Below are 23,934 nucleotides of genomic sequence, written 5' to 3'. Positions count from 1 at the left end.
ACTACGTTTGAAACCCTTCTTACTTTTGCTCTTGAGCTGGAGGTACGTCAGTCGCATTAGTTGCCGACTTTTGCTCTTCAAGCACCGGTACATCATCAGAAGCCGGTTTTTGCACTGGAACTTCCAGAACCGCTGGGTTTGGCAAACCTACTTGAGTCAGCTGGTGAGCTTTCTCTTTAGCAAAGTAACCTAACCCTAAGCTGGTTATGAAAAAACCTGCGGCAAGTATAGCAGTAAACTTACTAAGAAAGGTAGAGGAACCTTGGCTTCCGAACACAGTATTTGAAGCACCTGCTCCGAAAGACGCGCCAGCGTCCGCACCCTTACCCTGCTGCAGCAATACCAGAGCTACTACGCCCAATGCACCCAGCAGATGAAAAACGACTACGACTGTTTCCAGCATTTTCTCAGTTTCCCGCGGCGCGACAAATCGCACCGAACTCATCTGCATTCAGGGAAGCCCCACCAATGAGCCCCCCATCGATATCCGGCATGCCGAACAGTTCGACCGCATTGGCCGCCTTCACGCTGCCGCCGTATAGAAGTCGCACACCTTGTGCCACTTCAGAATTCTCTGCCGCCAACTGCGCGCGAATGGCTGCATGCACATCCTGCGCTTGTTGCGGTGAAGCAGTCAGCCCGGTACCAATGGCCCAGACCGGCTCGTAAGCAATTACTGCGCTTGCAAACACACCAACACCCAACTCGTCGATGATGCTGCCCAACTGCTGCGAGACAACCTCAAGGGTCTTGCCGGCTTCGCGCTGCTCCAGGGTTTCCCCTATGCACAACACCGGAATCAAACCACTTGCCTGTGCCGCTGCAAACTTGCGAATCAGCACTTCGTCCTGCTCGCCCATTATCTGGCGGCGCTCGGAGTGCCCAACAAGCACCAGGGAGCAACCTGCATCCACCAACTGAGTTGGCGAGACCTCACCGGTCAGTGCGCCTTGTCCGGATTCCACCGCAGAATTCTGCGCGCCGATTGAAATCGACTTGCCTTTCAGGCCATCAACCACTTGGCTGATATGCAACAAAGGCGGGAATACCGCTACATCAACACCGCTCGGCAAGGCCAAGTCACTTAGGCCGTCGATCAGCTCAGCGACGCTGGCGCGGGTACCGTGCATCTTCCAGTTACCAGCTACCATAGGGCGACGCATGCTGTACCTCGTCGGTCAAAGTGGGCGCAGATGTTACCCAACCACATCAGCGCTGGCAAGCCGAAATCAGACAGAAACTTCAGCAACCAGTTTTGCCAGCTCTTCGGCGTAGCCACGAACGACAGTTTCGTCCTCGCCTTCGACCATTACTCGCACCAACGGCTCTGTTCCGGACTTGCGCAACAACACCCGACCACGCCCTGCCATCGCGGCGGTAACACGCTCGCAGGCTTCCTTGACGGACGCATGCTCCACGGGATTGACGCCGCCCGCGAAACGCACATTGATCAGGACTTGAGGGCACTTGCGCAATGCCTGACGCGCCTGAGCCAGTCCCTGATCGTGATCTTTCAAGGCCATCAACACTTGCAGCGCGGCAATGATCGCATCACCGGTGGTGGTGTGATTGAAGCAAACGATATGCCCCGAATTTTCGCCACCGACCTTCCAGTCACGCTCCAGCAACTCGGCAATCACGTAGCGATCGCCCACGTTGGCTCGCACAAAAGGAATTTTCAGCTCTTCGAGCGCCAGTTCCAGGCCCAGGTTGCTCATCAGGGTACCCACTACGCCGCCCTGCAAACGGCCACGTTCGTGCAAATCACGAGCGATGATGAACAGCAACTCGTCACCATCGACAATCGCGCCGGTGTGATCAACCATCAAAACCCGATCACCATCGCCATCGAAGGCGATACCCAGATCGGCCTGCTCAGCCAAAACGGCGGCTTGCAGTTGCCCCATGTGGGTCGAACCACAATTGTCATTGATGTTCAGGCCATTGGGCTGCGCAGAAAGCACGACAACGTCGGCACCGAGCTCGCGAAAGACGCTGGGGGCGACCTTGTAGACGGCGCCATGGGCGCAGTCGATAACGATTTTCAAACCGGCAAAGCTGGTGCCGGTGGGCACGCTGCTCTTACAGAATTCGATGTAGCGACCCGACGCATCGTTGATCCGCGATACCTTGCCGATCTTGCTCGACTCAACCACCGTCATCGGCGTATCCAACAGCTCTTCGATCATCAACTCGATCTCGTCCGGCAGCTTGGTGCCCTGGCCGGAAAAGAACTTGATGCCATTGTCGTCATGGGGATTATGCGAAGCACTAATAACAATGCCCGCCTCCGCATGAAAGGTACGCGTCAAATAGGCGATGGCGGGTGTAGGCATCGGCCCCAGCAACATCACATCTGCGCCTGCGGACGTCAGACCCGCTTCCAGTGCCGACTCAAACATGTAGCCGGAGATACGCGTGTCCTTGCCGACCAGCACCTTGCAGGCACCCATCTTGCGAAACGCCATGCCAGCAGCCCAGCCGAGCTTGAGCATGAAGTCAGGAGTGATTGGGTATGTACCGACCCGACCGCGAATGCCGTCGGTGCCAAAATATTTCTTAGTCATAAGTGCTCCATCATTCTTATTCGGCTGATTCTACTGCTGCGATCATCCGTACCACGTCCACTGTTTCGGCCACGTCATGCACCCGCAAAATGCGCGCACCCTTGGTCAACGCCAGCGCGGCGAGTGCCAGGCCGCCATGCAACCGCTCGCCAACAGGGCGATTGAGCGCATGGCCGATCATGCTTTTGCGCGATACCCCGACCAGCAGCGGACGACCAAGCTGATGCAGGTCTTCCATATGCTTGAACAGGCTCAAGTTGTGTTGCAGGGTTTTCGCGAAGCCAAACCCCGGATCGAGGATTATCCGCTCCGCAGGAATACCCACGACAGCACACTGCGCAACGCGCTCAGCGAGAAACTCGCCAACCTCGCGCGTTACATCAGCATAGTGGGGATTGTCCTGCATATCTCCCGGCTCGCCGAGCATGTGCATCAGGCACACCGGCAGGCCAGTGGCCGCTGCAGCATCCAGCGCGCCGTCGCGGCGCAGGGAGCGCACGTCATTGATCAAACCCGCACCGAGCCGCGCCGTTTCGCGCATGACCGCCGGAGTGGAGGTATCGACCGAAATAATCACATCAAGTTCACGATGGATCCGCTCGACGATGGGCGCAACGCGCTCCAGCTCCTCCAGCGGCGAGACCGCGCGAGCACCTGGCCGGGTCGACTCGCCCCCCACATCAATCAGGGTAGCGCCAGCAGACACCATCGCCTCGGCGTGCTTCAAAGCTGCATCGAGCTGACTGAAACGACCACCATCGGAGAAGGAATCGGGAGTGACATTGAGAATACCCATGACATGTGCATGGGCCAAATCAAGAACCCGGTTGCCGCAAGGCAACCGGGTCGAGGACTGAACAGAGTTCATTTCAAGCCTTAAACGTCGGCAGCCGGGCCACCGATAGGGGTTTGCGGACGTTCATCCTGTACCACTGGCGGAGTACCGGAAGTACCCGTGCCGCCCGACCAGTCACGCGGCTCGCGTGGCGGACGACCTGCCATGATGTCTTCGATTTGCTCGGCATCGATGGTTTCGTATTTCATCAGCGCATCAGCCATTGCATCCAGCTTGTCGCGATTATCCGTCAGGATCTGCTTGGCCGTGCCATAGCACTGGTCAATGATGCTGCGCACTTCGGAGTCGATCAGCTTGGCCGTTTCGCCGGAGAAGCTGGCGTGTTGACCGCCGCCGCCACGACCCAGGAACACCTCGCCTTCCTCCTCGGCGTACATCAGCGGTCCGAGTTTTTCCGAAAGACCCCACTTGGTCACCATATTCCGCGCAATCTGGCTGGCGCGCATGATGTCGTTCGAAGCACCGGTAGTGACGCCATCGAAGCCCAGGGTCATCTCTTCGGCAATTCGGCCGCCGTACAGCGAGCAGATCTGGCTGATCAGTGCACGCTTGGAAAGGCTGTAGCGATCTTCCTCAGGCAGGAACATCGTCACACCCAGCGCACGGCCACGCGGAATGATCGACACCTTGTAGACCGGGTCGTGCTCAGGCACCACTCGACCAACGATCGCGTGACCCGCTTCGTGATAGGCAGTGTTCTGTTTTTCTTTCTCGGACATGACCATGGATTTGCGCTCGGCGCCCATCATGATCTTGTCCTTGGCCAGTTCGAATTCCTTCATCTCGACAATGCGCTTGCCGGCACGGGCAGCGAACAGCGACGCTTCGTTGACCAGGTTGGCCAGGTCGGCACCGGAGAAACCAGGCGTACCACGAGCGATCACGGCCGGAGCCACGTCGTCACCCATTGGCACTTTGCGCATGTGAACCTTGAGGATTTGTTCGCGACCACGAATATCCGGCAGGCCTACGACCACCTGACGGTCGAAACGACCAGGACGCAGCAGCGCAGGGTCCAGAACGTCCGGACGGTTGGTCGCGGCGATGACGATGATGCCGTCATTCATTTCGAAACCATCCATCTCTACCAGCAACTGGTTGAGGGTCTGTTCACGCTCGTCGTGACCACCGCCCATGCCAGCACCACGGTGACGACCGACGGCATCGATCTCATCGATGAAGATGATGCAAGGAGCGTGTTTTTTCGCCTGCTCGAACATGTCACGAACACGGCTGGCACCGACACCGACGAACATTTCGACGAAGTCGGAACCGGAGATGGTGAAGAAAGGCACTTTGGCCTCGCCGGCAATCGCCTTGGCCAACAGGGTTTTACCAGTACCTGGCGGGCCGACCATAAGCACACCACGAGGAATGCGACCACCCAGGCGCTGGAACTTGCCCGGATCGCGCAGGAACTCGACCAGTTCACCGACTTCTTCCTTGGCTTCGTCGCAACCAGCAACGTCAGCCAAGGTGGTTTTCACCTGATCTTCGGAAAGCAGGCGTGCCTTGCTCTTGCCAAAGCTCATCGGCCCGCCCTTGCCCCCTGCGCCGCCCTGCATCTGGCGCATGAAGAACATGAACACGGCGATGATCACCAGGATCGGGAAACTGGCTACCAGCAATTGAGTCCAGATGCTTTGCTGCTCAGGTTGCTTGCCTTCGACGACAACGTGGTTATCCACGAGATCACCGATCAGGCCGTTGTCCTGGATCGCCGGACGAATGGTCTTGAAGCTGTCGCCATCCGTGCGCTTGCCTGTAATGACGTAGCCATCAACCGCTACGCGCTCGACCTTGCCATCCTTGACTTGCTGGATGAAGTCGGAGTAGTTGAGGGTCTGCGGCTCGTTAGGGCTGGAGAAGTTGTTCATCACTGTCACGAGGACAGCTGCGATGATCAACCACAGGATAAGATTCTTTGCCATATCGTTCAATTAACTACCCTCTGAAGCAAGCTCCGCAACTGGCGCGCGCTTCGCATGATATTCACCGGCCTAACTTACTACATTACGTACAGCTCTGGCAGGCGCCGTCTGTAACCCTTTGTGAAACTCTTCCTACACAATATTCGCTTATGCACACGAGGCGAAATACGAAAATCCTATCGCCCCGCCAAAAAAACTCGCTTTACTCGCCTGCGCCGCGAAAGCCCCAGGCCAGCATGTATTGCTCACGGGAACTGCCACGGGAAGAGTCCGGCTTGATCATTTGGATCTTGTCGAACTTCTTGCGGGCGTCCTTCAGGTAAACGTCGAACCCCTCACCCTGAAAAATCTTGATCACAAAATTGCCGCCCGGCTTGAGGATCCGCTCCGCCAGATCAAGCGCCAGCTCACAAAGAAACATGGCTTTGGGCATATCCACTTCAGGCGTACCACTCATATTGGGGGCCATATCGGAAATCACAAGGTCCACTTGCGAATTACCGACGGCTTCCAGGATGCGCGCGAGTACTGCGTCCTCGGTGAAGTCCCCCTGGATGAAGGTGACGTCCGGGATGCTGTCCATTTCCAGGATGTCCGAAGCGATCAAACGGCCCTGACCGCCGATCAGCCGACTGGTGACCTGCGACCAGCCACCAGGAGCAGCACCCAGGTCGACAACACTCATCCCCGGACGGATCAGTTTGTATTTCTCCTGGACTTCAAGAAGCTTGTAGCTCGCACGCGAGCGGTAACCATCCTTCTGTGCCTGCTTCACATAGGGATCATTGACATGTCTTTTCAGCCAACCAAGGCTGGTCTTGGAACGCGCCACTGGGCACCTCGATGATTAGGGTCGTGATTAGTTGGGCGGATCAACGAGCCCTCGGGTAAAATGGCCGCCATTTTACAGAATCCAGACGAAAGGGTCAGATTATGCCGCTCACTCCAGAGCAGAAGAAACAGTACAAATCCATTGGCCACCATCTGAAACCAGTTCTGATTGTGGCAGACAACGGTTTGACTGAAGGTGTATTAGCCGAACTTGAACGCGCCTTGGCGGATCACGAGCTGATCAAAATCAAGCTCAACATCCTCGACCGCGAATCGCGCCTGGCCACCATTGCAGAACTGTGCAAGGTCGGCAAAGCGGACCTGGTCCAAGTCATCGGCAAGATGGCGCTGATTTATCGCAAGAACTTCAGCGTAAACAAGCAACTGTCGAACGTCCACCGCTTCAAGTAATGAAACGGGTCAAGGGTGTGCTTCGCGCACCCTGCCACCCCATCCCGGGACCGGCTGCAATACCAGCAGCAAACCGGAAAAACCCAGCACCAGATAGCTGAACAGTGCCCACTGCTGCGCCTCGGGCCACTGGATACGCACCACGAAATACATCGTGCTTGCGTACAGCGCCATCAACAGCAGTTGCCCGCGAATATCGCGCCATAGACTGACAAGGCCCTTGGCCTGAACCAGCACCAAGACCTGAGAAATCACGCACGCCGCTGAAAATCCAACCAGCAGCGCACTCAGCATGCTTGAGATTTCGTCGATCAGCAGCGGCGCCAGGCCAATTCGACCCAGCACCGGCAGCAGACCGATATGCAACAGCCACAGGCCACCGACCCACAACATCTGGGCCAGTTGCCAAAGCATCGCGCCCGCACGAAGCGAGCGCCAGCCTTCAGATATGGCGGACTTCAACAATCTCGTACTCGATAACGCCACTTGGCGTTTTCACCGCAACCACATCACCCTCTTCCTTGCCGATCAAAGCACGGGCCAGGGGGGAGCCGACGGAAATCTTGCCGAGTTTGAAGTCAGCTTCATCCTCACCCACGATGTGGTAAGTGACGCTTTCATCAGTCTCGACGTTGGCGATTTCGACGGTGGTGCCGAAGATCACTTTGCCGGTGTGAGGAATGGTCGTGACGTCGATAATGACCTGATTCTGAATCCGGCCTTCAATGTCACGAATCCGCGCCTCGACCATACCCTGCTGCTCGCGAGCAGCGTGGTATTCGGCGTTTTCCTTCAAGTCGCCCAACTCGCGGGCCGTTCCGATGTCCTGGCTCAGCTTCGGACGAACGACCTTGGTCAGATGGGCGTGCTCCTCTTCCAGGGCTTTGGCGCCCTGGACGGTCATTGGGTATTTGATCATGCCTTCAATCCTGCATGCAGATCCTGCAAGCGACGCACGGTCTTCTCGGGACCGAACTTCAGTGCTTCGCAGATCGCTTCGCCAGCAGCAATGGTGGTGGTGCAGTAGATCTTATGCTGCAAGGCGTTGCGACGAATGGAATAGGAGTCAGCGATCGACTGACGGCCTTCGGTGGTGTTGATGATCAGGGTGACTTCGTCATTCTTGATCATGTCGACCACGTGCGGACGACCTTCGGTCACCTTGTTTACACGACGGACTTTCAGGCCGGCAGCTTCGATCAGCTTGGCAGTACCCGCGGTCGCAACCACTTCGAAGCCGAGGCTGATCAGGTCACGCGCAACACCGGCAACCAGCGGCTTGTCATCATCGCGAACGCTGATAAACGCAGTACCGCCGGTCGGCAGCACTTCGCTGGCGCCCATCTGGGCCTTGGCGAATGCTTCACCGAAGGTGTCGCCCACGCCCATCACTTCACCGGTCGACTTCATCTCTGGGCCGAGGATCGGGTCAACGCCAGGGAATTTGGCGAACGGGAACACCGCCTCTTTCACGCTGTAGAAGTTCGGGATGATTTCCTTGGTGAAGCCGATTTCCTTCAAGGTCTTACCGGCCATGACGCGAGCCGCGATCATTGCCAGGGAAACACCGATGCACTTGGACACGAACGGCACAGTACGGGAAGCGCGCGGATTGACTTCGATGACGTAGATGTCGTCGCCTTGCAGCGCCAACTGCACGTTCATCAGGCCGATCACACCCAGTTCCAGGGCCATTTTCTTGACCTGTTCGCGCATCTCGTCCTGGATGTGTGCAGGCAGCGAGTATGGCGGCAGCGAGCATGCGGAGTCACCGGAGTGAACACCGGCCTGCTCGATGTGCTGCATGATCGCGCCGATCACAACATCTTTGCCGTCGCAGACCGCATCGACGTCCATTTCGATGGCGCAGTTGAGGAAGTGGTCCAGCAGCACCGGGCTGTCGTTGGACACTTGCACTGCTTCACGCAGATAGCGCTTGAGCTCTTCCTCTTCGTAAACGATTTCCATCGCACGGCCGCCCAGTACATAGGACGGACGGACCACCAGCGGGTAACCGATCTTGCTGGCGGCACGAATCGCTTCGTCTTCGCTGCGCACGGTGGCATTTGGCGGCTGACGCAAGTTCAGGCGCTGAACCATCTGCTGGAAGCGCTCACGGTCTTCGGCACGGTCGATCGCGTCAGGGCTGGTACCGATGATCGGCACGCCAGCGGCTTCCAGGGCACGCGCCAGTTTCAGCGGGGTCTGGCCGCCGTACTGGACGATCACGCCTTTCGGCTTCTCGACGCGGACGATTTCCAGCACGTCTTCCAGGGTCACTGGTTCGAAGTACAGGCGATCGGAGGTGTCGTAGTCGGTGGAGACGGTTTCCGGGTTGCAGTTGACCATGATGGTCTCGTAACCGTCATCGCGCAGCGCCAGTGCCGCGTGCACGCAGCAGTAGTCGAACTCGATACCCTGGCCGATACGGTTAGGACCGCCACCCAGGATCATGATCTTGTCGCGACCCGACGGCGCTGCTTCGCACTCTTCCTCGTAGGTCGAGTACAGGTAGGCGGTGTCGGTGGCGAACTCGGCCGCGCAGGTGTCGACGCGCTTGTAGACCGGGAAGATTTCCAGCTTGTGACGGTGAGCACGCAGGCTCTTCTCGGTTACACCCAGCAACTTGGCCAGACGCATGTCGGAGAAGCCTTTGCGCTTGAGACGGAACATCAGGTCGCGATCGATGGCCGACAGACCCAGGGTCTTGACCTTCTCTTCTTCCTTGATCAGGTCTTCGATCTGCACCAGGAACCAAGGGTCGATCATGTTCATGCCGAAGATCTGCTCGACCGTCATGCCGGCACGGAAGGCATCCGCCACGTACCAGATACGCTCGGCGCCCGGCACGGTCAGTTCGCGCTTGAGCACGCTCATGCTTTCCGGGTTTTTCAGATCGAGCTTCTCATCCAGGCCGCAAACACCCACTTCCAGGCCACGCAGGGCTTTCTGCAGGGATTCCTGGAAGGTCCGGCCGATGGCCATGACTTCGCCCACCGACTTCATCTGGGTGGTCAGGCGCGCGTCAGCCTTGGCGAATTTCTCGAAGGCGAAACGTGGCAGCTTGGTCACGACGTAGTCGATCGACGGCTCGAAGGACGCCGGGGTCTTGCCGCCGGTGATGTCGTTCGACAGCTCATCAAGGGTATAACCCACGGCCAGCTTGGCCGCGACCTTGGCGATCGGGAAGCCGGTGGCTTTCGAAGCCAGGGCCGAGGAACGCGATACACGCGGGTTCATCTCGATCACGACCATGCGGCCGGTGTCCGGGCAGATACCGAACTGCACGTTGGAACCGCCAGTCTCAACGCCGATCTCGCGCAATACCGCCAACGAGGCGTTACGCAGGATCTGGTATTCCTTGTCGGTCAGGGTCTGTGCCGGAGCCACGGTGATCGAGTCACCGGTGTGCACGCCCATCGGGTCGAAGTTTTCGATCGAGCAGACGATGATGCAGTTGTCCTTTTTGTCGCGGACAACTTCCATCTCATATTCTTTCCAGCCGATCAGCGATTCGTCGATCAGCAGCTCTTTGGTCGGCGACAGGTCGAGGCCGCGGGAGCAGATTTCTTCGAATTCTTCACGGTTGTAGGCGATACCACCACCGGTGCCGCCCATGGTGAAGGACGGACGGATGATGCACGGGAAGCCCAGGGTCTCGAGGACCGCATTGGCTTCTTCCATGCTGTGGGCGATACCGGAACGCGGGCACGCCAGGCCGATGGATTTCATCGCCTTGTCGAAACGCGAACGGTCTTCAGCCTTGTCGATGGTGTCGGCATTGGCACCGATCATCTCTACGCCGAACTTCTCCAGGACGCCTTCGCGCTCCAGGTCCAGGGCGCAGTTCAGAGCGGTCTGACCACCCATGGTCGGCAGCAGTGCGTCCGGACGCTCTTTCTCGATGATCTTGGCAACGGTCTGCCATTTGATCGGTTCGATGTAGGTGGCGTCGGCCATGGCCGGGTCGGTCATGATGGTGGCCGGGTTGGAGTTCACCAGGATGACGCGGTAACCCTCTTCGCGCAGGGCTTTGCAAGCCTGGGCGCCGGAGTAGTCGAATTCGCAGGCCTGGCCGATCACGATCGGGCCAGCGCCGAGAATCAGGATGCTTTTAATGTCTGTACGTTTTGGCATGGGTTTGTCACTCAAATCCGCAGGTCAGTCGGCAAGCCGTCTTGTTCAATCTTTGACTTGAGGGGGCCGCCGTTGTCGGGACCGCCCTCAAGCTTCATTCCATCAAGGCCAGCGATCAGCGTCGCTTGGCCATCTCGTTGATGAAGCGATCGAACAGCGGCGCCACGTCGTTCGGGCCAGGGCTGGCTTCAGGGTGACCCTGGAAGCTGAAGGCGCTCTTGTCGGTACGCTCGATACCTTGCAGGGTGCCGTCGAACAGCGATTTGTGGATCGCTCGCACGTTGGCCGGCAGGGTTTCTTCATCCACAGCGAAACCGTGGTTCTGGCTGGTGATCATCACCACACCGGAATCCAGGTCCTGCACCGGGTGGTTGGCACCGTGGTGGCCGTGGCCCATTTTCAGGGTCTTGGCGCCAGACGCCAGGGCCAGCAATTGGTGACCCAGGCAGATGCCGAATACCGGAATCTCGGTCTCGAGCACTTCCTTGATCGCCTGGATCGCGTAGTCGCAAGGCTCAGGGTCACCCGGGCCGTTGGACAGGAACACGCCATCCGGATTAAGGGCCAGCACGTCGGCAGCAGGGGTTTGCGCCGGCACCACAGTCACGCGGCAACCGCGCTCGACCAGCATGCGCAGGATGTTGACCTTGACGCCGTAGTCGTAGGCCACGACGTGGTACGGCAGTTCGCTGGCATCGATGGTCGCGTGGCTGTCGGTCTTCAGATCCCAGACAGTCGAGCGCCATTCGTATTGCTCTTTGGTGCTGACGACTTTCGCCAGGTCCATGCCCTTCAAGCCAGGGAAGCCACGGGCCGCTGCAATCGCCGCTTCTTCGGAAATGTTGTCACCGGCCATGATGCAGCCGTTCTGCGCGCCTTTCTCACGCAGGATGCGCGTCAGACGGCGGGTGTCGATACCGGCGATAGCCACCACGTTGTTGGCTTTCAGGTAGTCGGACAGGGACATCGTGTTACGCCAGTTGCTCGCAACCAGTGGCAAGTCACGAATGACCAGGCCGGCAGACCATACACGGTTGGACTCGGCGTCTTCCGGCGTGGTGCCGGTGTTGCCGATGTGCGGGTAAGTCAGGGTAACGATTTGCTGGGCGTAGGAAGGATCGGTAAGGATTTCCTGATAGCCGGTCATGGCGGTGTTGAACACCACCTCTCCAACGGTCTGGCCGTCGGCTCCAATGGCTTCGCCACGAAAAATGCTGCCATCAGCAAGGGCGAGTATGGCTGGCTTAGTCAAGAAGACCTCCCGTAAATAAAGCCTGAAGGGGCGATCGCAGGTTGTAAAAAAGCGGAGTGACGTATGGACACGTCACCCCGCTTTTTTCACTGAATTATTCTGCGCGCTTTTAGTGGACACACTAAAGCTGTAGCTTACAGAAAAAGGGCTTTTCGGTCTACCGCCAATGAGCCTGAAAGGCCTGAGAATGCGACAGGTCGTCGCTTGGCGAAGTAAAACCGGGCCCGAACCTGCAGTTCAAGCCCGATTTCGGGCGCATCTTAACGCAATTCGAGCACGTCTTGCATGTCATACAGGCCTGGTTCGCGCGCATCCAGCCACAGGGCTGCACGCACTGCACCCTTGGCGAAGGTCATGCGACTCGACGCTTTGTGCGTCACTTCCAGGCGCTCGCCCTCACAGGCGAACAGCACCGTATGATCGCCCACCACATCACCACCGCGAACCGTGGCAAAGCCGATGGTTTGGCGATCACGTGCGCCGGTGTGCCCTTCGCGACCATAGACCGCGACCTCTTGCAGATCACGACCCAGGGCATCGGCAATCACCTCACCCATGCGCAACGCGGTACCCGACGGCGCATCGATCTTGTGCCGGTGATGAGCCTCGATGATTTCCACATCAGCCTCATCCCCCAGAACCCGCGCCGCCATGTCGAGCAGCTTCAGCGACAGGTTGACACCGACACTGAAGTTGGCCGCGAAGACGATCGGGATGTCCTTGCCAGCCTCTGCCAGCAACTGCTTCTGCGCCACGTCCAGCCCAGTAGTGCCGATGACCATGGCCTTGCCCGCCTTGCGGCAGAACGCGAGGTTTTTCAGCATGACTTCCGGCAAGGTAAAATCGATCAACACATCGAATTCATCCGCCACCGCCTCCAGGTTACCCACCAGCGGCACCCCGATGCGACCCAGCGATGCCAGCTCACCGGCATCGACGCCAATCAAGGTGCTGCCGGGGCGCACGATGGCCGCGGTCAGGCCGGTCAGCGGCGCGCGCTGCTGCACCGCCTCCACCAGAATCTTGCCCATGCGCCCGGCGGCGCCCATCACAGCTATACGTCGCATACCAGTTTCCTTACAGGTCGCCGAAGAAACGCTTCACGCCTTCGAACCAGCCAGTGGTTTTCGGCGAGTGGCTATTGTCGTCCGCCAGCGAGCTGCGGAACTCTTCCAGCAATTCGCGCTGACGACGGCTCAGGTTGACCGGAGTCTCCACCGCAACGCGGCACATCAAATCGCCCGCACCGCCGCCACGCACCGGCGCAACGCCTTTGCCGCGAACGCGGAACTGCTTGCCGGTCTGGGTGCCTTCAGGGATCTTCAGCTTGACCCGACCATCGAGGGTCGGAATCTCCAGCTCGCCACCCAATGCCGCGTCGACGAAGCTGATCGGCACTTCGCAGAACAGGTGCTTACCGTCACGCTGGAAGATCGCATGCTCACGCACGTTGATCACCACATACAGGTCGCCAGTCGGCCCACCCTGAGTGCCCGCCTCGCCTTCGCCCGACAAGCGAATGCGGTCGCCGGTATCGACGCCAGCCGGCACTTTCACCGACAGGGTCTTGTACTCTTCGACACGCCCTTCGCCGTTGCAGGAGTTGCACGGGTCGGAAATGATCTTGCCCTGGCCATGGCAACGCGGGCAGGTCTGCTGCACCGAGAAGAAGCCTTGCTGCATGCGCACCTGACCGATGCCGCCACAGGTTGGGCAGGTCACTGGCGAGGAGCCCTTCTTCGCGCCGGAACCGTCGCAAGGGCTGCAGTTGACCAGCGTCGGCACACGGATATTCACAGTGGTGCCGCGCACCGCTTCTTCCAGGTTCAGCTCCAGGGTGTAGCGCAGGTCGCTGCCGCGCTGGGCGCCGCCACGGGAACCGCCGCGACCACCGCCGAAGAAATCACTGAACACATCACCGAAGATGTCGGAGAAGTTCTGCCCGCCAAAGCCGGCACCGCCGCCGCCCATGCTTGGATCGACACCGGCATGACCATACTGGTCATACGCCGCGCGCTTGCTGGAATCGGACAACACTTCGTAGGCCTCGTTGGCCTCCTTGAACAGTTCTTCCGACGCTTTATCGTCAGGATTACGGTCCGGGTGGTGCTTCATCGCCAGGCGGCGGTAGGCCTTCTTCAGGTCTGCTTCGCTTGTGCCACGCTCAACACCCAACACTTCGTAATAGTCACGCTTTGCCATAAGTCTTTGCACTCTTAAGGACGTTCGGCAAACCCCTCCTGAGCCTTGCCAAACTCGTTGAGCCCCAATACAGGCCCGGACCCAACTCACGTCAATTCAACGATCCTGGTCTTTGATGGCTGCAGGATCAGCGCCCTGCAGATGCGGTACTCATGAGCCGGGAAGCAGGAGCATCCCCGAGCGCACCGCCAGCACCCGAACATCGTCGCATGCTGTAAAAATTCCTCTACTCCAGACACGCCAACGCGGGAGCAAGCTCCCGCGCGGCGACATCCTACCAGTCACCGCACAAAGGCAGTCAACCGGCCGACCAACAACTTACTTCTGGTCTTTTACTTCTTCGAACTCAGCATCGACAACGTCATCCGCCTTCTGGGCCGACTCACCTTGCGCGGCTGCGCCTTCAGCTGGCTGAGCCTGCTCGGCGTACATCTTCTGCGCCACTGGAGCGGAGACTTTCGAAAGCTCTTCAACCTTGGCTTCGATGGCAGCCTTGTCGTCGCCTTTGACGGCGGCTTCCAGGGCAACCACTGCGGCTTCGATTGCAGTCTTCTCTTCAGCACTCACTTTGTCGCCAGCATCGGCGATCATTTTGCGAGTCGAGTGGACCAGCGCGTCACCCTGGTTACGGGCGGATGCCAGCTCTTCGAACTTGCGGTCTTCGTCGGCGTTGGTTTCAGCATCGCGAATCATTTGCTGAATTTCTTCCTCGGACAGACCGGAGTTAGCCTTGATCACGATCGACTGGGTCTTGCCGGTGGCCTTGTCCTTGGCGCCTACGTGCAGAATGCCGTTGGCGTCGATGTCGAAGGTCACTTCAATTTGTGGCACGCCACGTGGTGCAGGTGGAATCTCGGCCAGGTCGAACTTGCCCAGAGACTTGTTCTGCGCCGCTTGCTTACGCTCGCCTTGCAGCACATGAATGGTCACAGCGCCCTGGTTGTCATCGGCAGTCGAGAACACTTGCGATTTCTTGGTAGGAATCGTGGTGTTTTTCTCGATCAGTGCAGTCATCACGCCGCCCATGGTTTCGATACCCAGGGTCAGCGGGCTGACGTCGAGCAGCAGGACGTCTTTCACGTCACCAGCCAGTACCGCGCCCTGGATAGCAGCACCCATGGCCACTGCTTCGTCCGGGTTCACGTCTTTACGTGCTTCTTTACCGAAGAAATCAGTCACCGCTTTCTGTACCAGCGGCATACGAGTCTGGCCACCGACCAGGATCACGTCGTTGATCGCGCCAACGTCGATACCCGAGTCTTTCAGAGCGATGCGGCAAGGCTCGATGGTGCGTTGAACCAGGTCTTCCACCAGCGCTTCCAGCTTGGCGCGGGAGATTTTCACGTTCAAGTGCTTAGGACCGGTCGCATCTGCAGTGATGTACGGCAGGTTGACGTCGGTCTGCAGGCTCGAAGACAGCTCGATCTTGGCTTTTTCAGCGGCTTCTTTCAGGCGCTGCATCGCCAGCGGGTCACCTTTGAGGTTCATGCCGCTTTCTTTCTTGAATTCGTCAACGAGGTAGTCGATCAGACGAATGTCGAAGTCTTCACCGCCGAGGAACGTGTCACCGTTGGTCGCCAATACTTCGAACTGGTGCTCGCCATCAACTTCGGCGATTTCGATCACCGAAACGTCGAAGGTACCGCCACCCAGGTCATAAACGATCACGGTGTGATCGCCCTTGGCCTTGTCCATACCGTAAGCCAGAGCAGCGGCGGTAGGTTCGTTGATGATACGTTTCACGTCCAGACCAGCAATACGGCCGGCGTCTTTGGTCGCCTGGCGCTGGCTGTCGTTGAAGTAAGCAGGAACGGTGATCACCGCTTCAGTCACTGCTTCGCCGAGGTAGTCTTCGGCGGTTTTCTTCATTTTCTTCAGGATTTCAGCCGAGATCTGTGGCGGCGACATTTTCTGGCCGTTCACTTCAACCCAGGCGTCGGCATTGTCTGCCTTGACGATCTTGTAAGGGACCATCTGGATGTCTTTCTGTACCACTTCTTCTTCGAAGCGACGACCGATCAGACGCTTCACCGCGTACAGGGTGTTGTGCGGATTGGTCACTGCCTGACGCTTGGCCGACTGGCCAACCAGGATTTCGCCGTCGTTGGCGTAAGCCACGATCGATGGCGTGGTGCGCGCGCCTTCGGCGTTTTCGATAACTTTGACGTTGCCGTTTTCAAGAATGGAGACGCAGGAGTTGGTGGTCCCCAGGTCGATACCGATAATTTTGCCCATGTTCACTCTCCCGAAACTTTGGATTTGGTTGCCGCAGCAGTGGTGGCTAACTGCGGTAATACTTAAACGCTTGACTTATAAATGGGGGCCTTGCGGCGGATTTCAAGCCTGCTCGTCAATCGAAGGCGAAACCGGCGCAGGCGCCTTGCTGACCACAACCATGGCCGGGCGCAGCAGGCGGCCGTTGAGCACATAGCCCTTCTGGAACACCTTCAGCACGCTGTTGGGTTCCATGTCGGCGCTTTCCTGCATGGCCATCGCCTGATGGTGCTCGGCATTGAAGGGCTCACCTTCAGGATCGATCGCTTCCAACTGATAACGCTTCAGGGTGTCCTGGAACATTTTCAGGGTCAGTTCGATCCCTTCGCGCATTGGGCGAATGCTTTCGTCGTCCGGGTTGGACAACTCCAGGCCGCGCTCCAGGCTGTCGATGATCGGCAGCAGGTCGCCAGCAAATTTTTCCAGGGCGAATTTGTGCGCTTTTTCTACATCCTGCTCGGCGCGACGGCGGACGTTCTGCAGATCAGCCGCAACACGCAAAGCTTGATCCTGAGCGCCAGCCAGTTGCTCTTCGAGCACTTGTACACGAGCCACCAGGTCTTCACCCGATGCTTGGGAAGCCTGATTGGCGTCTGGGTTTTGCGTATCCAGAGTCTGTTCGTCAGCCATAGATTTCTCCTTTCAAAATCGTGCGCGATCTCGACTCGCGCTTCTGCCCCGGTATATGGGGTCGCAATTCGCCGGTTCAAGGGCTCGCTATGCGAGCAATTGCATTACCCACATAAAAAGACCTGTTTTGCCCGGGACAGGTTTTAAAAAAACCTCGGAACCAAGCAAATCGAGCTAAACGCGGGCATTGTCAGGCGCAAATAAACTACTGTATAAATAACCAGACATTTCGCTTGGGAGCGGCCTTTATGCTGGTGCACCTGTCCGTACACAACTACGCCATCGTTGAACATCTCGATCTCGAACTCGATCGCGGGATGAGCGTGATCACAGGGGAAACCGGCGCCGGCAAGTCGATCATGCTTGACGCCCTGGGCCTGACCCTGGGCGATCGCGCCGACAGCGGCGTGGTTCGTCCAGGTGCCGAAAAGGCCGACATCCTCGCCACCTTCGATCTGGTAGACATCCCCGAAGCCCGCGCCTGGCTGGCCGACCGCGACCTCGACAGCGACGGCCCGTGCATCCTGCGCCGGGTGATTACCGCCGAGGGCCGTTCGCGCGGCTACATCAATGGCACCACCTGCCCGCTGGGTGATCTCAAGGCCCTCGGCGAACTGCTGATCGACATTCACAGCCAGCATGAACACCAGTCACTGCTGAAGACCGAGACTCATCGCCGACTGCTGGATGAATATGCCGGCGCCACCGACCTCGCCCGCCAGGTGCAACTGGCCGCCCAGCGCTGGCGGCAGACCCGCCAGGAGCTGGAGCGCCTGTCCAACTCCGGTGACGAGCAGCGCGCCCGCCACCAATTGCTTAGCTATCAGCTCGAAGAGCTGGAAAACCTCGCCCTCGGCGATAACGAACTGGAACAGCTTGAGCAAGAGCATAAGAACCTGACCAACGCCGAAACCCTGCTGGGTATTTGCCGCCAGGTCGTCGAGCAGTGCAGCGAGAGCGATTCGGGCAACGTCCTGAATGCCCTGACCGCCAGCCTCAATCGCCTGTCCAGCGTCAATGGCTCGTCGAATGCTCTGGGCGAGGCTACCAATCTGCTGACCAGCGCACAGATCCAGGTCGAAGAAGCCGTCGGCGAACTGAATCGCTTCCTCGACCACTTCGACGCCGACCCTGCGCGCCTGCAGCAACTCGAGGAGCGCCTGGACACTATCTATACCTTGGCGCGCAAACACCGGATCCAGCCCACCGAGGTTGCCGAGTTGCAGCAACGACTGCTGGACGAGATCGAAACTCTGAATGCCAACGACGAATCCATCGAGCGCCTCAGCGAAGAACTGGGGGCGTTCGCCCGTCATTACCAGGAAAAAGCCCGCGAACTGAGCGACTTGCGACACCAGGCCTCTACCGGCCTGGCCCACGCCGTCGAGCAGGAAATCCAGCGCCTGGGCATGCCAGGCGGACGCTTCACCATCGAATTGCGCCCCAACACCAGCGCCGAGCTATTGCCCAACGGCCTGGAACAGGTAGAACTGCTGGTCAGCGCCAACCCCGGCCAACCGCTCAAGGCGCTGGCCAAAGTGGCTTCCGGTGGCGAGTTGTCACGTATCAGCCTGGCTATTCAGGTGATCACCGCGCAAACCTCACGCATTCCAACCCTGGTCTTCGATGAGGTGGATGTGGGCATCGGTGGGCCAACAGCGGAGATTGTCGGCCAACTCTTGCGTCGCTTGGGCGAGCGCGGCCAGGTACTGACCGTCACCCACTTGCCGCAAGTGGCCTCCCAAGGGCATCAGCATCTGTTTGTGCACAAGGTCCGCGATGAGGAAGCGACTCGCACCGCGGTGTCCAAACTGAGCAAGAACGAACGTATAGAAGAGGTGGCACGAATGCTGGGCGGGATCGACCTGACCAAGGAATCCCTGGCGCACGCGAAGAAAATGGTCGTCACTGCAAAAGCTTAAAAGGCAGCAGACAGCACGAAGGCGACCCTTGGGTCGCCTTCGTTCGTTTCGCGGACCTGGATCCGCGCGACATGCTTACTTTTTAGTACGTACGTACAGCACCAAGTTGTGATCCACCAACTCGAAGCCATGCTTTTCGACGATCGCCTTCTGAAGTTTTTCGATTTCTTCGTCGAAGAATTCGATCACTTCACCGGAATCCACGTTGACCATATGGTCGTGGTGACCGCCGTCAGCCAATTCGAAGACTGCATGGCCGCCATCGAAGTTATGACGGACCACCAGACCAGCCGCTTCGAATTGGGTCAGGACACGGTATACCGTGGCCAGACCGACATCCTCGCCAGCTTCCATAAGGGCCTTGTAGACGTCCTCGGCGCTCATGTGACGCTGCTCGGCGGAGTCCAGCATTTGCAGAATCTTGACCCGTGGCAGGGTCACTTTGAGGCCGGCTTTGCGTAGTTCGCTATTTTCAACCATGGTCAGCTTTCTCGCGATGCTGCTTCGCAGCTTCTCTTAATGCGGGTATGATCGGCGTTTACGTTGTCCCAGCCAAGATAGTGGAAGTCGCCCACCGATGCAAAACACCAAGCTCTTGCTAACCAGTTTCACCTTCGTGGGACTGCTCGCACTCGCCGGTTGTTCATTCCCCGGGGTTTACAAAATCGACATCCAACAGGGCAATGTCGTCACGCAGGACATGATAGACCAGTTACGCCCCGGAATGACCCGTCGGCAAGTACGGTTTATCATGGGTAACCCTCTGCTGACCGACACATTCCATGCCAATCGCTGGGATTACCTGTACAGCTTGCAGCCAGGTGGCGGTGAACGCCAGCAGGAACGCATCAGCGTAACCTTCAGCCCTGACGACCAACTGATCGGCCTGTCGGGCGATTTCATGCCCGGTGTAAGCCGTGACGAAGCGCTGATGGGCAAGGACAGCGCCACGCCTGTCTCCGCGCCAGTGGAAAACGTCGAGCCGCCGAAGCCGGAGAAACCGGTCAAGCCGGGTTCGCTGCTGGACCAGATCCAGAAAGACGTCGACGGCGTAGAGACCGTTCCGGTGCCAACACCAGAACCGCTGGACACCACGCAATAATTTTTTGCGACACAAGAAAAAGCCCGGCACGCCGGGCTTTTTCTTGTCTGCGCTCCGAGAAAACTACTGCTCCCGGGCTTTGGCCTGGGCCGCCTTCGCCGCGCGCAACCGCCGAACTTCCTTGGGGTCGGCCAACAAGGGGCGGTAAATTTCGATGCGATCACCGGCCTGAACCTCATAGCTATCCGGATCCGCCACAGCCTTGGCAAAGATCCCGATAGCGCAGTTCGTCAGATCGAGTTCCGGGAACTGCTCGGCGATCCCTGAACGCAACAAGGCCCCACGAACAGTGGCCCCCTTGGGCACAAGTACCTTTAGCAGCACCTGACGAGCAACGGCGGCATGCACCACCTCGACCTCGATCATTGACTCAGACATGCAGTTGCTTGGCGCGCTGGCAGAACGCATCGACCAGGGTATTGGCCGCCTGGTTGAACAATGGCCCCAGGGTCGCGCGAATAATCGGCCCGGCGTAATCAAAGGTCAGGTCCAGGCTGATCTTGCAGGCCTTCTCGCCCAACGGCTTGAACACCCAGACGCCATGCAACTGAGTGAATGGCCCTTCCTCGAGATTCATCTCGATCGAATGCCCCGGCACCAGAGTGTTGCGCGTGACGAAATGCTGGCTCAACCCGCCCTTGGCCACTCCGACGCTGGCGCGCATGTGCTCGGCTGAGCTTTCAATGACCTTGGCATCGGAACACCAGGGCAGGAATTCCGGATAGCGCGCCACGTCGTTGACCAGGTCGTAAAGCGCTTGAGCCGGATACGGCAACAGGGCCGAACGTTGAATGTGTGTCGTCATGTCAGCGTCACTTCCAAAACTGGGCGGCAAACACTACGAGAATGCCGAGGGGCGCCACATAGCGCATCAAAAACAAGGTCAGGCCGAACAGTACTGGGCTGCGAATCGACAGCTCGTCGCGCACCGCTTCCCGGTTCATCACCCAACCCGCAAACACCACAAAACACAAACCACCGAGCGGCAACATGATCCGCGAGGTGAAGAAATCGATCACGCCAAAGAAGTCCAGCCCGCTGTTCGCCCCCCATTGATAGAGGTGAAACCCGGCACCATCGTTCACAAAAAACCTGGCCTGCTTCCAGATATTGAAGGAAAACACCGTGCCCAAGCCAACGAACCAGCAGCTGAAGGCCAGCCAGAACGTCACCCAACCCCGGCTGACACGGGTCCGTTCGACCAGATACGCCACCATCGGCTCAAGCAAGGAAATCGCCGAACTCCAGGCGGCAATCGCCACCAACACGAAAAACACTACGCCCATCAACTGGCCGAAGGCCACATTACCAAAGGCAAAAGGCAGGCTGACAAACATCAGGCCAGGCCCTTCGCTGGGGTTCAAACCGCCCGCAAACACAATTGGAAACAATGCCAGACCCGCCAGCAACGAAACGAAGGTGTCCAGCAAAGCAACGCCGACCACAGTGCCGGAAATCGATGAATCCTTAGGCATGTAAGCGCCATAAATCATGATGGAACCGACACCCACGCTCAAAGAAAAGAACGCATGGCCCATGGCCGGCAACAACCCGCCGAGGACCTTGGCCGAGTCAAAGTCGAACATGAAATGCACGCCCTCCATGAAGTGCCCGGTGGTCATGCTGTAGCCCAGCAGCACCAGCAACATCACGAACAACAACGGCATCATGATCCGCAAGCTGCGCTCCAGCCCCGCCACCACGCCTTTGGCGATCACCGCTGCCGACAGCAGCATGAACAAGGTATGCCACAGCGTCAGGCGCCAGGGATCGGCAATCACTCGTTCGAACCAGGCACCGACCTGATCGGCCGCCACCCCCTGAAACCGACCACTCCCCATGCTGATGATGTAGTCCAGCGACCAGCCGCCGACCACACTATAGAAAGACAGAATCAGCAATGCCGTGATCATCCCGGCAAAGGCACCCCAGGACCATTTAGCCGAATGCCCGGCCTCCAGCGCCAGGACCTTCAAGGCATTCGCCGGAGCCTGACGGGCGCGCCGGCCAATCAGGGTTTCGGCGAGCATCACCGGCAAGCCGATCAGCGCAATACACGCCAGAAACACCAGGACAAACGCACCGCCGCCGTAGACGCCGACCATATAGGGGAATTTCCAGATGCTCCCCAGGCCCACGGCTGAACCGGTCGCCGCGAAGATAAATACCCAGCGACTGGCCCAACTGCCGTGGACTGAAACCTTGTCTGACGACATCGTTACCACGTCCAACCCAGAAAAAAGTGCGCGCATTGTCCGGGATTCAACCAAAGCGCTCAAGCACGCAGCAACCCCGTAGCCGACTGACGCGCAACTGCCTATAATGCCGCCCCTATGGCTAAACAGAAGAAACACCCAACAGGGACCATCGCGCAGAATAAAAAGGCGCGACACGATTACTTCATCGAACATCGGTTCGAGGCTGGTCTGGTCCTGGCCGGCTGGGAAGTAAAAAGTCTGCGGGCGAGCAAGCTGCAACTGGTCGACAGTTACGTGCTGCTCAAAGATGGCGAGGCCTGGCTGCTCGGCAGTCACATCACGCCGTTGACCACCGCCAGCACCCACGTCATTGCCGACCCGGTGCGCACCCGCAAACTGCTGCTCAACCGGCGCGAGCTGGAAAAACTCTCCGCTGCCGTACAGCAGAAAGGCTATGCCTGCGTCTGCCTGTCCTGGTACTGGAGCAAGCACATGGTCAAGTGCGAGATCGCCCTGGGCAAGGGCAAGAAGGAATACGACAAGCGTGACACCGAGCGCGAACGCGACGCCGGTCGCGAACTGCAGCGCGCAGTCCGCAACAAAGGCAAGGAAGACTGACTTGCCCGCTGACGAAGGCTCCCACCCAGGCGTGGGAACCTTCGTCAACAATGCCTAAATCCCCTTGCGCCGCTCCGCCCGAGCCATGCGCTGTACTTCCTGACGCACCTCTTCCAGTACTTCCTGCACATACAGGATATGTCGGCTAGAAACCTCGCGTGCCTGCTCGGCGCGCCCTTCGATAATCGCCTGATACAGTTCCCGGTGCTGGGTAATCAGCATGTCGCGGGTTTCCGTGCGCTGCTTGTACATGCCGCCGATGTTGGTCACCACGTTGCGCTTGAGCAGATCGAACAGCCCGCGAATGGTGTGCAGCAATACCGCGTTATGACTGGCCTCGGCAATTGCCAGGTGAAACTTCGCGTCCGCCGCGCCCTCTTCTGCACGACTCACTTCATCGTGGCGGGTGTAGCAATCCTGCAGCTCATTGAATGCCGCGCTTAGACGCTCGCGATCGACATCCGTGGCGCGCAATGCCGCGTAATAGGCACAGGACGCTTCCAGGGTGTGCCGGAACTCCAGCAGATCGCGCTGCGCTTCGGGATTGCTTTCCAGCAAGTGCAGCAGCGGATCGCTGAAGGTCGATCCGAGGGATTCGACCACATAGTTACCGCCGCCCTGACGACTGACCAGAAGCCCTTTGGCGGTCAATTTCTGGATCGCCTCGCGCAAAGACGGCCGTGACACACCGAACTGCTCGGCCAGGGCGCGCTCTGCCGGCAAGCGCTCGCCGGACTTCAGCGTGCCCTCAAGGATCATGCCTTCAAGCTGCTCGACAATATCGTCGGACAAACGGCGCTGCCGCACCTGATCAAAACCCATCACTCGTTCTCCACCATCCCGACACCTCGCCGGGCTCTCTATTCTGGCCCATTGGCGCCGCGCCAGCACCTATCAGGACGCAATTGATCGAGCGGATCAGATGATCTCTGCACCGCTCATTCGACAAAAGTTTTAGGGCGGCAAATTGACACACCGCCCACAAGGCTTTTAACCTAGCCCA

The 23,934-nt window shown here is 58.5% G+C and carries 23 protein-coding genes; 4 read left to right on the top strand and 19 right to left on the bottom strand.

Going from position 1 to position 23,934, the window contains the following annotated elements; all coding sequences use genetic code 11:
• Positions 1–19 precede the first annotated feature (19 nt).
• The 6 genes from secG to rlmE form a co-directional block, all read right to left on the bottom strand.
• A complete protein-coding gene (secG, locus tag NR126_RS20710) occupies positions 20–403 on the bottom strand; it encodes a preprotein translocase subunit SecG (RefSeq protein WP_081786369.1) in 384 nt (127 codons plus the stop codon).
• A gap of 4 nt (positions 404–407) precedes the next feature.
• Positions 408–1,163 (bottom strand): triose-phosphate isomerase, encoded by a 756-nt coding sequence (gene tpiA / locus NR126_RS20705; protein ID WP_256831007.1) that lies wholly within the window; start codon positions 1,161–1,163, stop codon positions 408–410.
• Between the two features lie 66 nt (positions 1,164–1,229).
• Positions 1,230–2,567, bottom strand: coding sequence for a phosphoglucosamine mutase (gene glmM, locus NR126_RS20700; protein WP_027619352.1), 1,338 nt, complete (start codon positions 2,565–2,567; stop codon positions 1,230–1,232).
• Between the two features lie 16 nt (positions 2,568–2,583).
• Positions 2,584–3,435, bottom strand: coding sequence for a dihydropteroate synthase (gene folP / locus NR126_RS20695; protein WP_027619351.1), 852 nt, complete (start codon positions 3,433–3,435; stop codon positions 2,584–2,586).
• A gap of 8 nt (positions 3,436–3,443) precedes the next feature.
• Positions 3,444–5,354 (bottom strand): ATP-dependent zinc metalloprotease FtsH, encoded by a 1,911-nt coding sequence (gene ftsH / locus NR126_RS20690; protein ID WP_033866247.1) that lies wholly within the window; start codon positions 5,352–5,354, stop codon positions 3,444–3,446.
• A gap of 202 nt (positions 5,355–5,556) precedes the next feature.
• A complete protein-coding gene (gene rlmE, locus NR126_RS20685; protein ID WP_027619349.1) occupies positions 5,557–6,186 on the bottom strand; it encodes a 23S rRNA (uridine(2552)-2'-O)-methyltransferase RlmE in 630 nt (209 codons plus the stop codon).
• Positions 6,187–6,287: 101 nt separating this feature from the next.
• Between rlmE and NR126_RS20680 the strand changes: the two genes are divergently transcribed.
• Positions 6,288–6,596: a YhbY family RNA-binding protein gene (locus NR126_RS20680; protein ID WP_027619348.1), complete on the top strand. Its 309-nt coding sequence runs from the start codon at positions 6,288–6,290 to the stop codon at positions 6,594–6,596.
• A 9-nt stretch (positions 6,597–6,605) separates the two neighbouring features.
• On the opposite strand, the gene NR126_RS20675 is transcribed toward NR126_RS20680, so the two are convergent.
• The 8 genes from NR126_RS20675 to grpE form a co-directional block, all read right to left on the bottom strand.
• Positions 6,606–7,010: a hypothetical protein gene (locus tag NR126_RS20675; RefSeq protein ID WP_027619347.1), complete on the bottom strand. Its 405-nt coding sequence runs from the start codon at positions 7,008–7,010 to the stop codon at positions 6,606–6,608.
• A gap of 28 nt (positions 7,011–7,038) precedes the next feature.
• Positions 7,039–7,515: a transcription elongation factor GreA gene (greA, locus tag NR126_RS20670; RefSeq protein WP_003221530.1), complete on the bottom strand. Its 477-nt coding sequence runs from the start codon at positions 7,513–7,515 to the stop codon at positions 7,039–7,041.
• A complete protein-coding gene (carB, locus tag NR126_RS20665) occupies positions 7,512–10,733 on the bottom strand; it encodes a carbamoyl-phosphate synthase large subunit (protein ID WP_256831004.1) in 3,222 nt (1,073 codons plus the stop codon). Before carB ends, greA begins: the two co-directional genes overlap by 4 nt.
• Positions 10,734–10,848: 115 nt before the next feature.
• Positions 10,849–11,985: a glutamine-hydrolyzing carbamoyl-phosphate synthase small subunit gene (gene carA / locus NR126_RS20660; protein WP_027619345.1), complete on the bottom strand. Its 1,137-nt coding sequence runs from the start codon at positions 11,983–11,985 to the stop codon at positions 10,849–10,851.
• A gap of 260 nt (positions 11,986–12,245) precedes the next feature.
• Positions 12,246–13,052 carry a 4-hydroxy-tetrahydrodipicolinate reductase gene (dapB, locus tag NR126_RS20655; RefSeq protein WP_027619344.1) on the bottom strand — a complete coding sequence of 269 codons (807 nt, stop codon included), beginning with the start codon at positions 13,050–13,052 and terminating at the stop codon, positions 12,246–12,248.
• A 10-nt stretch (positions 13,053–13,062) separates the two neighbouring features.
• Positions 13,063–14,187: a molecular chaperone DnaJ gene (gene dnaJ / locus NR126_RS20650; RefSeq protein WP_027619343.1), complete on the bottom strand. Its 1,125-nt coding sequence runs from the start codon at positions 14,185–14,187 to the stop codon at positions 13,063–13,065.
• 318 nt (positions 14,188–14,505) lie between these two features.
• On the bottom strand, positions 14,506–16,422 hold the full coding sequence (gene dnaK / locus NR126_RS20645; RefSeq protein ID WP_027619342.1) for a molecular chaperone DnaK: 1,917 nt from the start codon (positions 16,420–16,422) through the stop codon (positions 14,506–14,508).
• Positions 16,423–16,524: 102 nt separating this feature from the next.
• The gene (gene grpE / locus NR126_RS20640) at positions 16,525–17,091 is read right to left on the bottom strand and encodes a nucleotide exchange factor GrpE (protein WP_027619341.1); all 567 of its coding nucleotides are present in this window, start codon (positions 17,089–17,091) and stop codon (positions 16,525–16,527) included.
• A 248-nt stretch (positions 17,092–17,339) separates the two neighbouring features.
• On the opposite strand from grpE, the gene recN reads away from it, so the two are divergent.
• Positions 17,340–19,013 carry a DNA repair protein RecN gene (gene recN, locus NR126_RS20635; RefSeq protein ID WP_256831000.1) on the top strand — a complete coding sequence of 558 codons (1,674 nt, stop codon included), beginning with the start codon at positions 17,340–17,342 and terminating at the stop codon, positions 19,011–19,013.
• Positions 19,014–19,088: 75 nt separating this feature from the next.
• Here the strand turns inward: recN and fur are convergent, their stop codons facing one another.
• Complete coding sequence (fur, locus tag NR126_RS20630; protein ID WP_007920840.1) at positions 19,089–19,493, bottom strand: ferric iron uptake transcriptional regulator; 405 nt, start codon at positions 19,491–19,493, stop codon at positions 19,089–19,091.
• Positions 19,494–19,590: 97 nt separating this feature from the next.
• Here fur and NR126_RS20625 point away from each other — a divergent pair, with 97 nt between their 5' ends.
• Positions 19,591–20,115 (top strand): outer membrane protein assembly factor BamE, encoded by a 525-nt coding sequence (locus NR126_RS20625; RefSeq protein WP_027619339.1) that lies wholly within the window; start codon positions 19,591–19,593, stop codon positions 20,113–20,115.
• A gap of 63 nt (positions 20,116–20,178) precedes the next feature.
• On the opposite strand, the gene NR126_RS20620 is transcribed toward NR126_RS20625, so the two are convergent.
• From NR126_RS20620 to NR126_RS20610, 3 genes are read right to left on the bottom strand one after another with little or no spacing between them, the layout of a single operon-like run.
• Entirely contained in the window at positions 20,179–20,493 is a 315-nt protein-coding gene (locus NR126_RS20620; RefSeq protein ID WP_027619338.1) for an RnfH family protein, read from the bottom strand.
• Positions 20,486–20,920: a type II toxin-antitoxin system RatA family toxin gene (locus NR126_RS20615; RefSeq protein ID WP_027619337.1), complete on the bottom strand. Its 435-nt coding sequence runs from the start codon at positions 20,918–20,920 to the stop codon at positions 20,486–20,488. The genes NR126_RS20620 and NR126_RS20615 overlap by 8 nt, the downstream gene beginning before the upstream one ends.
• A gap of 7 nt (positions 20,921–20,927) precedes the next feature.
• Positions 20,928–22,331: a sodium-dependent transporter gene (locus NR126_RS20610; RefSeq protein ID WP_256830999.1), complete on the bottom strand. Its 1,404-nt coding sequence runs from the start codon at positions 22,329–22,331 to the stop codon at positions 20,928–20,930.
• Between the two features lie 117 nt (positions 22,332–22,448).
• Here NR126_RS20610 and smpB point away from each other — a divergent pair, with 117 nt between their 5' ends.
• The gene (smpB, locus tag NR126_RS20605) at positions 22,449–22,931 is read left to right on the top strand and encodes an SsrA-binding protein SmpB (protein ID WP_027619335.1); all 483 of its coding nucleotides are present in this window, start codon (positions 22,449–22,451) and stop codon (positions 22,929–22,931) included.
• Positions 22,932–22,985: 54 nt separating this feature from the next.
• On the opposite strand, the gene NR126_RS20600 is transcribed toward smpB, so the two are convergent.
• Complete coding sequence (locus NR126_RS20600; RefSeq protein WP_027619334.1) at positions 22,986–23,753, bottom strand: FCD domain-containing protein; 768 nt, start codon at positions 23,751–23,753, stop codon at positions 22,986–22,988.
• Between the last annotated feature and the right edge of the window lie 181 nt (positions 23,754–23,934).

This window comes from Pseudomonas sp. Pse1, from assembly GCF_024519635.1.
Lineage (GTDB): Bacteria > Pseudomonadota > Gammaproteobacteria > Pseudomonadales > Pseudomonadaceae > Aquipseudomonas.
Note: the sequence above shows the minus strand (reverse complement) of the source record. Positions and strands in the feature narration are given on the sequence as shown.

What these genes read in the sequence shown, in the direction of transcription:
- secG (WP_081786369.1), bottom strand. Translation starts at nt 403, where the DNA reads ATGCTGGAAACAGTCGTAGTCGTTTTTCATCTGCTGGGTGCATTGGGC.
- tpiA (WP_256831007.1), bottom strand. Translation starts at nt 1,163, where the DNA reads ATGCGTCGCCCTATGGTAGCTGGTAACTGGAAGATGCACGGTACCCGC.
- glmM (WP_027619352.1), bottom strand. Translation starts at nt 2,567, where the DNA reads ATGACTAAGAAATATTTTGGCACCGACGGCATTCGCGGTCGGGTCGGT.
- folP (WP_027619351.1), bottom strand. Translation starts at nt 3,435, where the DNA reads ATGAACTCTGTTCAGTCCTCGACCCGGTTGCCTTGCGGCAACCGGGTT.
- ftsH (WP_033866247.1), bottom strand. Translation starts at nt 5,354, where the DNA reads ATGGCAAAGAATCTTATCCTGTGGTTGATCATCGCAGCTGTCCTCGTG.
- NR126_RS20680 (WP_027619348.1), top strand. Translation starts at nt 6,288, where the DNA reads ATGCCGCTCACTCCAGAGCAGAAGAAACAGTACAAATCCATTGGCCAC.
- NR126_RS20675 (WP_027619347.1), bottom strand. Translation starts at nt 7,010, where the DNA reads ATGCTTTGGCAACTGGCCCAGATGTTGTGGGTCGGTGGCCTGTGGCTG.
- greA (WP_003221530.1), bottom strand. Translation starts at nt 7,515, where the DNA reads ATGATCAAATACCCAATGACCGTCCAGGGCGCCAAAGCCCTGGAAGAG.
- carB (WP_256831004.1), bottom strand. Translation starts at nt 10,733, where the DNA reads ATGCCAAAACGTACAGACATTAAAAGCATCCTGATTCTCGGCGCTGGC.
- dapB (WP_027619344.1), bottom strand. Translation starts at nt 13,052, where the DNA reads ATGCGACGTATAGCTGTGATGGGCGCCGCCGGGCGCATGGGCAAGATT.
- dnaJ (WP_027619343.1), bottom strand. Translation starts at nt 14,187, where the DNA reads ATGGCAAAGCGTGACTATTACGAAGTGTTGGGTGTTGAGCGTGGCACA.
- dnaK (WP_027619342.1), bottom strand. Translation starts at nt 16,422, where the DNA reads ATGGGCAAAATTATCGGTATCGACCTGGGGACCACCAACTCCTGCGTC.
- grpE (WP_027619341.1), bottom strand. Translation starts at nt 17,091, where the DNA reads ATGGCTGACGAACAGACTCTGGATACGCAAAACCCAGACGCCAATCAG.
- recN (WP_256831000.1), top strand. Translation starts at nt 17,340, where the DNA reads ATGCTGGTGCACCTGTCCGTACACAACTACGCCATCGTTGAACATCTC.
- fur (WP_007920840.1), bottom strand. Translation starts at nt 19,493, where the DNA reads ATGGTTGAAAATAGCGAACTACGCAAAGCCGGCCTCAAAGTGACCCTG.
- NR126_RS20625 (WP_027619339.1), top strand. Translation starts at nt 19,591, where the DNA reads ATGCAAAACACCAAGCTCTTGCTAACCAGTTTCACCTTCGTGGGACTG.
- NR126_RS20620 (WP_027619338.1), bottom strand. Translation starts at nt 20,493, where the DNA reads ATGTCTGAGTCAATGATCGAGGTCGAGGTGGTGCATGCCGCCGTTGCT.
- NR126_RS20615 (WP_027619337.1), bottom strand. Translation starts at nt 20,920, where the DNA reads ATGACGACACACATTCAACGTTCGGCCCTGTTGCCGTATCCGGCTCAA.
- NR126_RS20610 (WP_256830999.1), bottom strand. Translation starts at nt 22,331, where the DNA reads ATGTCGTCAGACAAGGTTTCAGTCCACGGCAGTTGGGCCAGTCGCTGG.
- smpB (WP_027619335.1), top strand. Translation starts at nt 22,449, where the DNA reads ATGGCTAAACAGAAGAAACACCCAACAGGGACCATCGCGCAGAATAAA.
- NR126_RS20600 (WP_027619334.1), bottom strand. Translation starts at nt 23,753, where the DNA reads ATGGGTTTTGATCAGGTGCGGCAGCGCCGTTTGTCCGACGATATTGTC.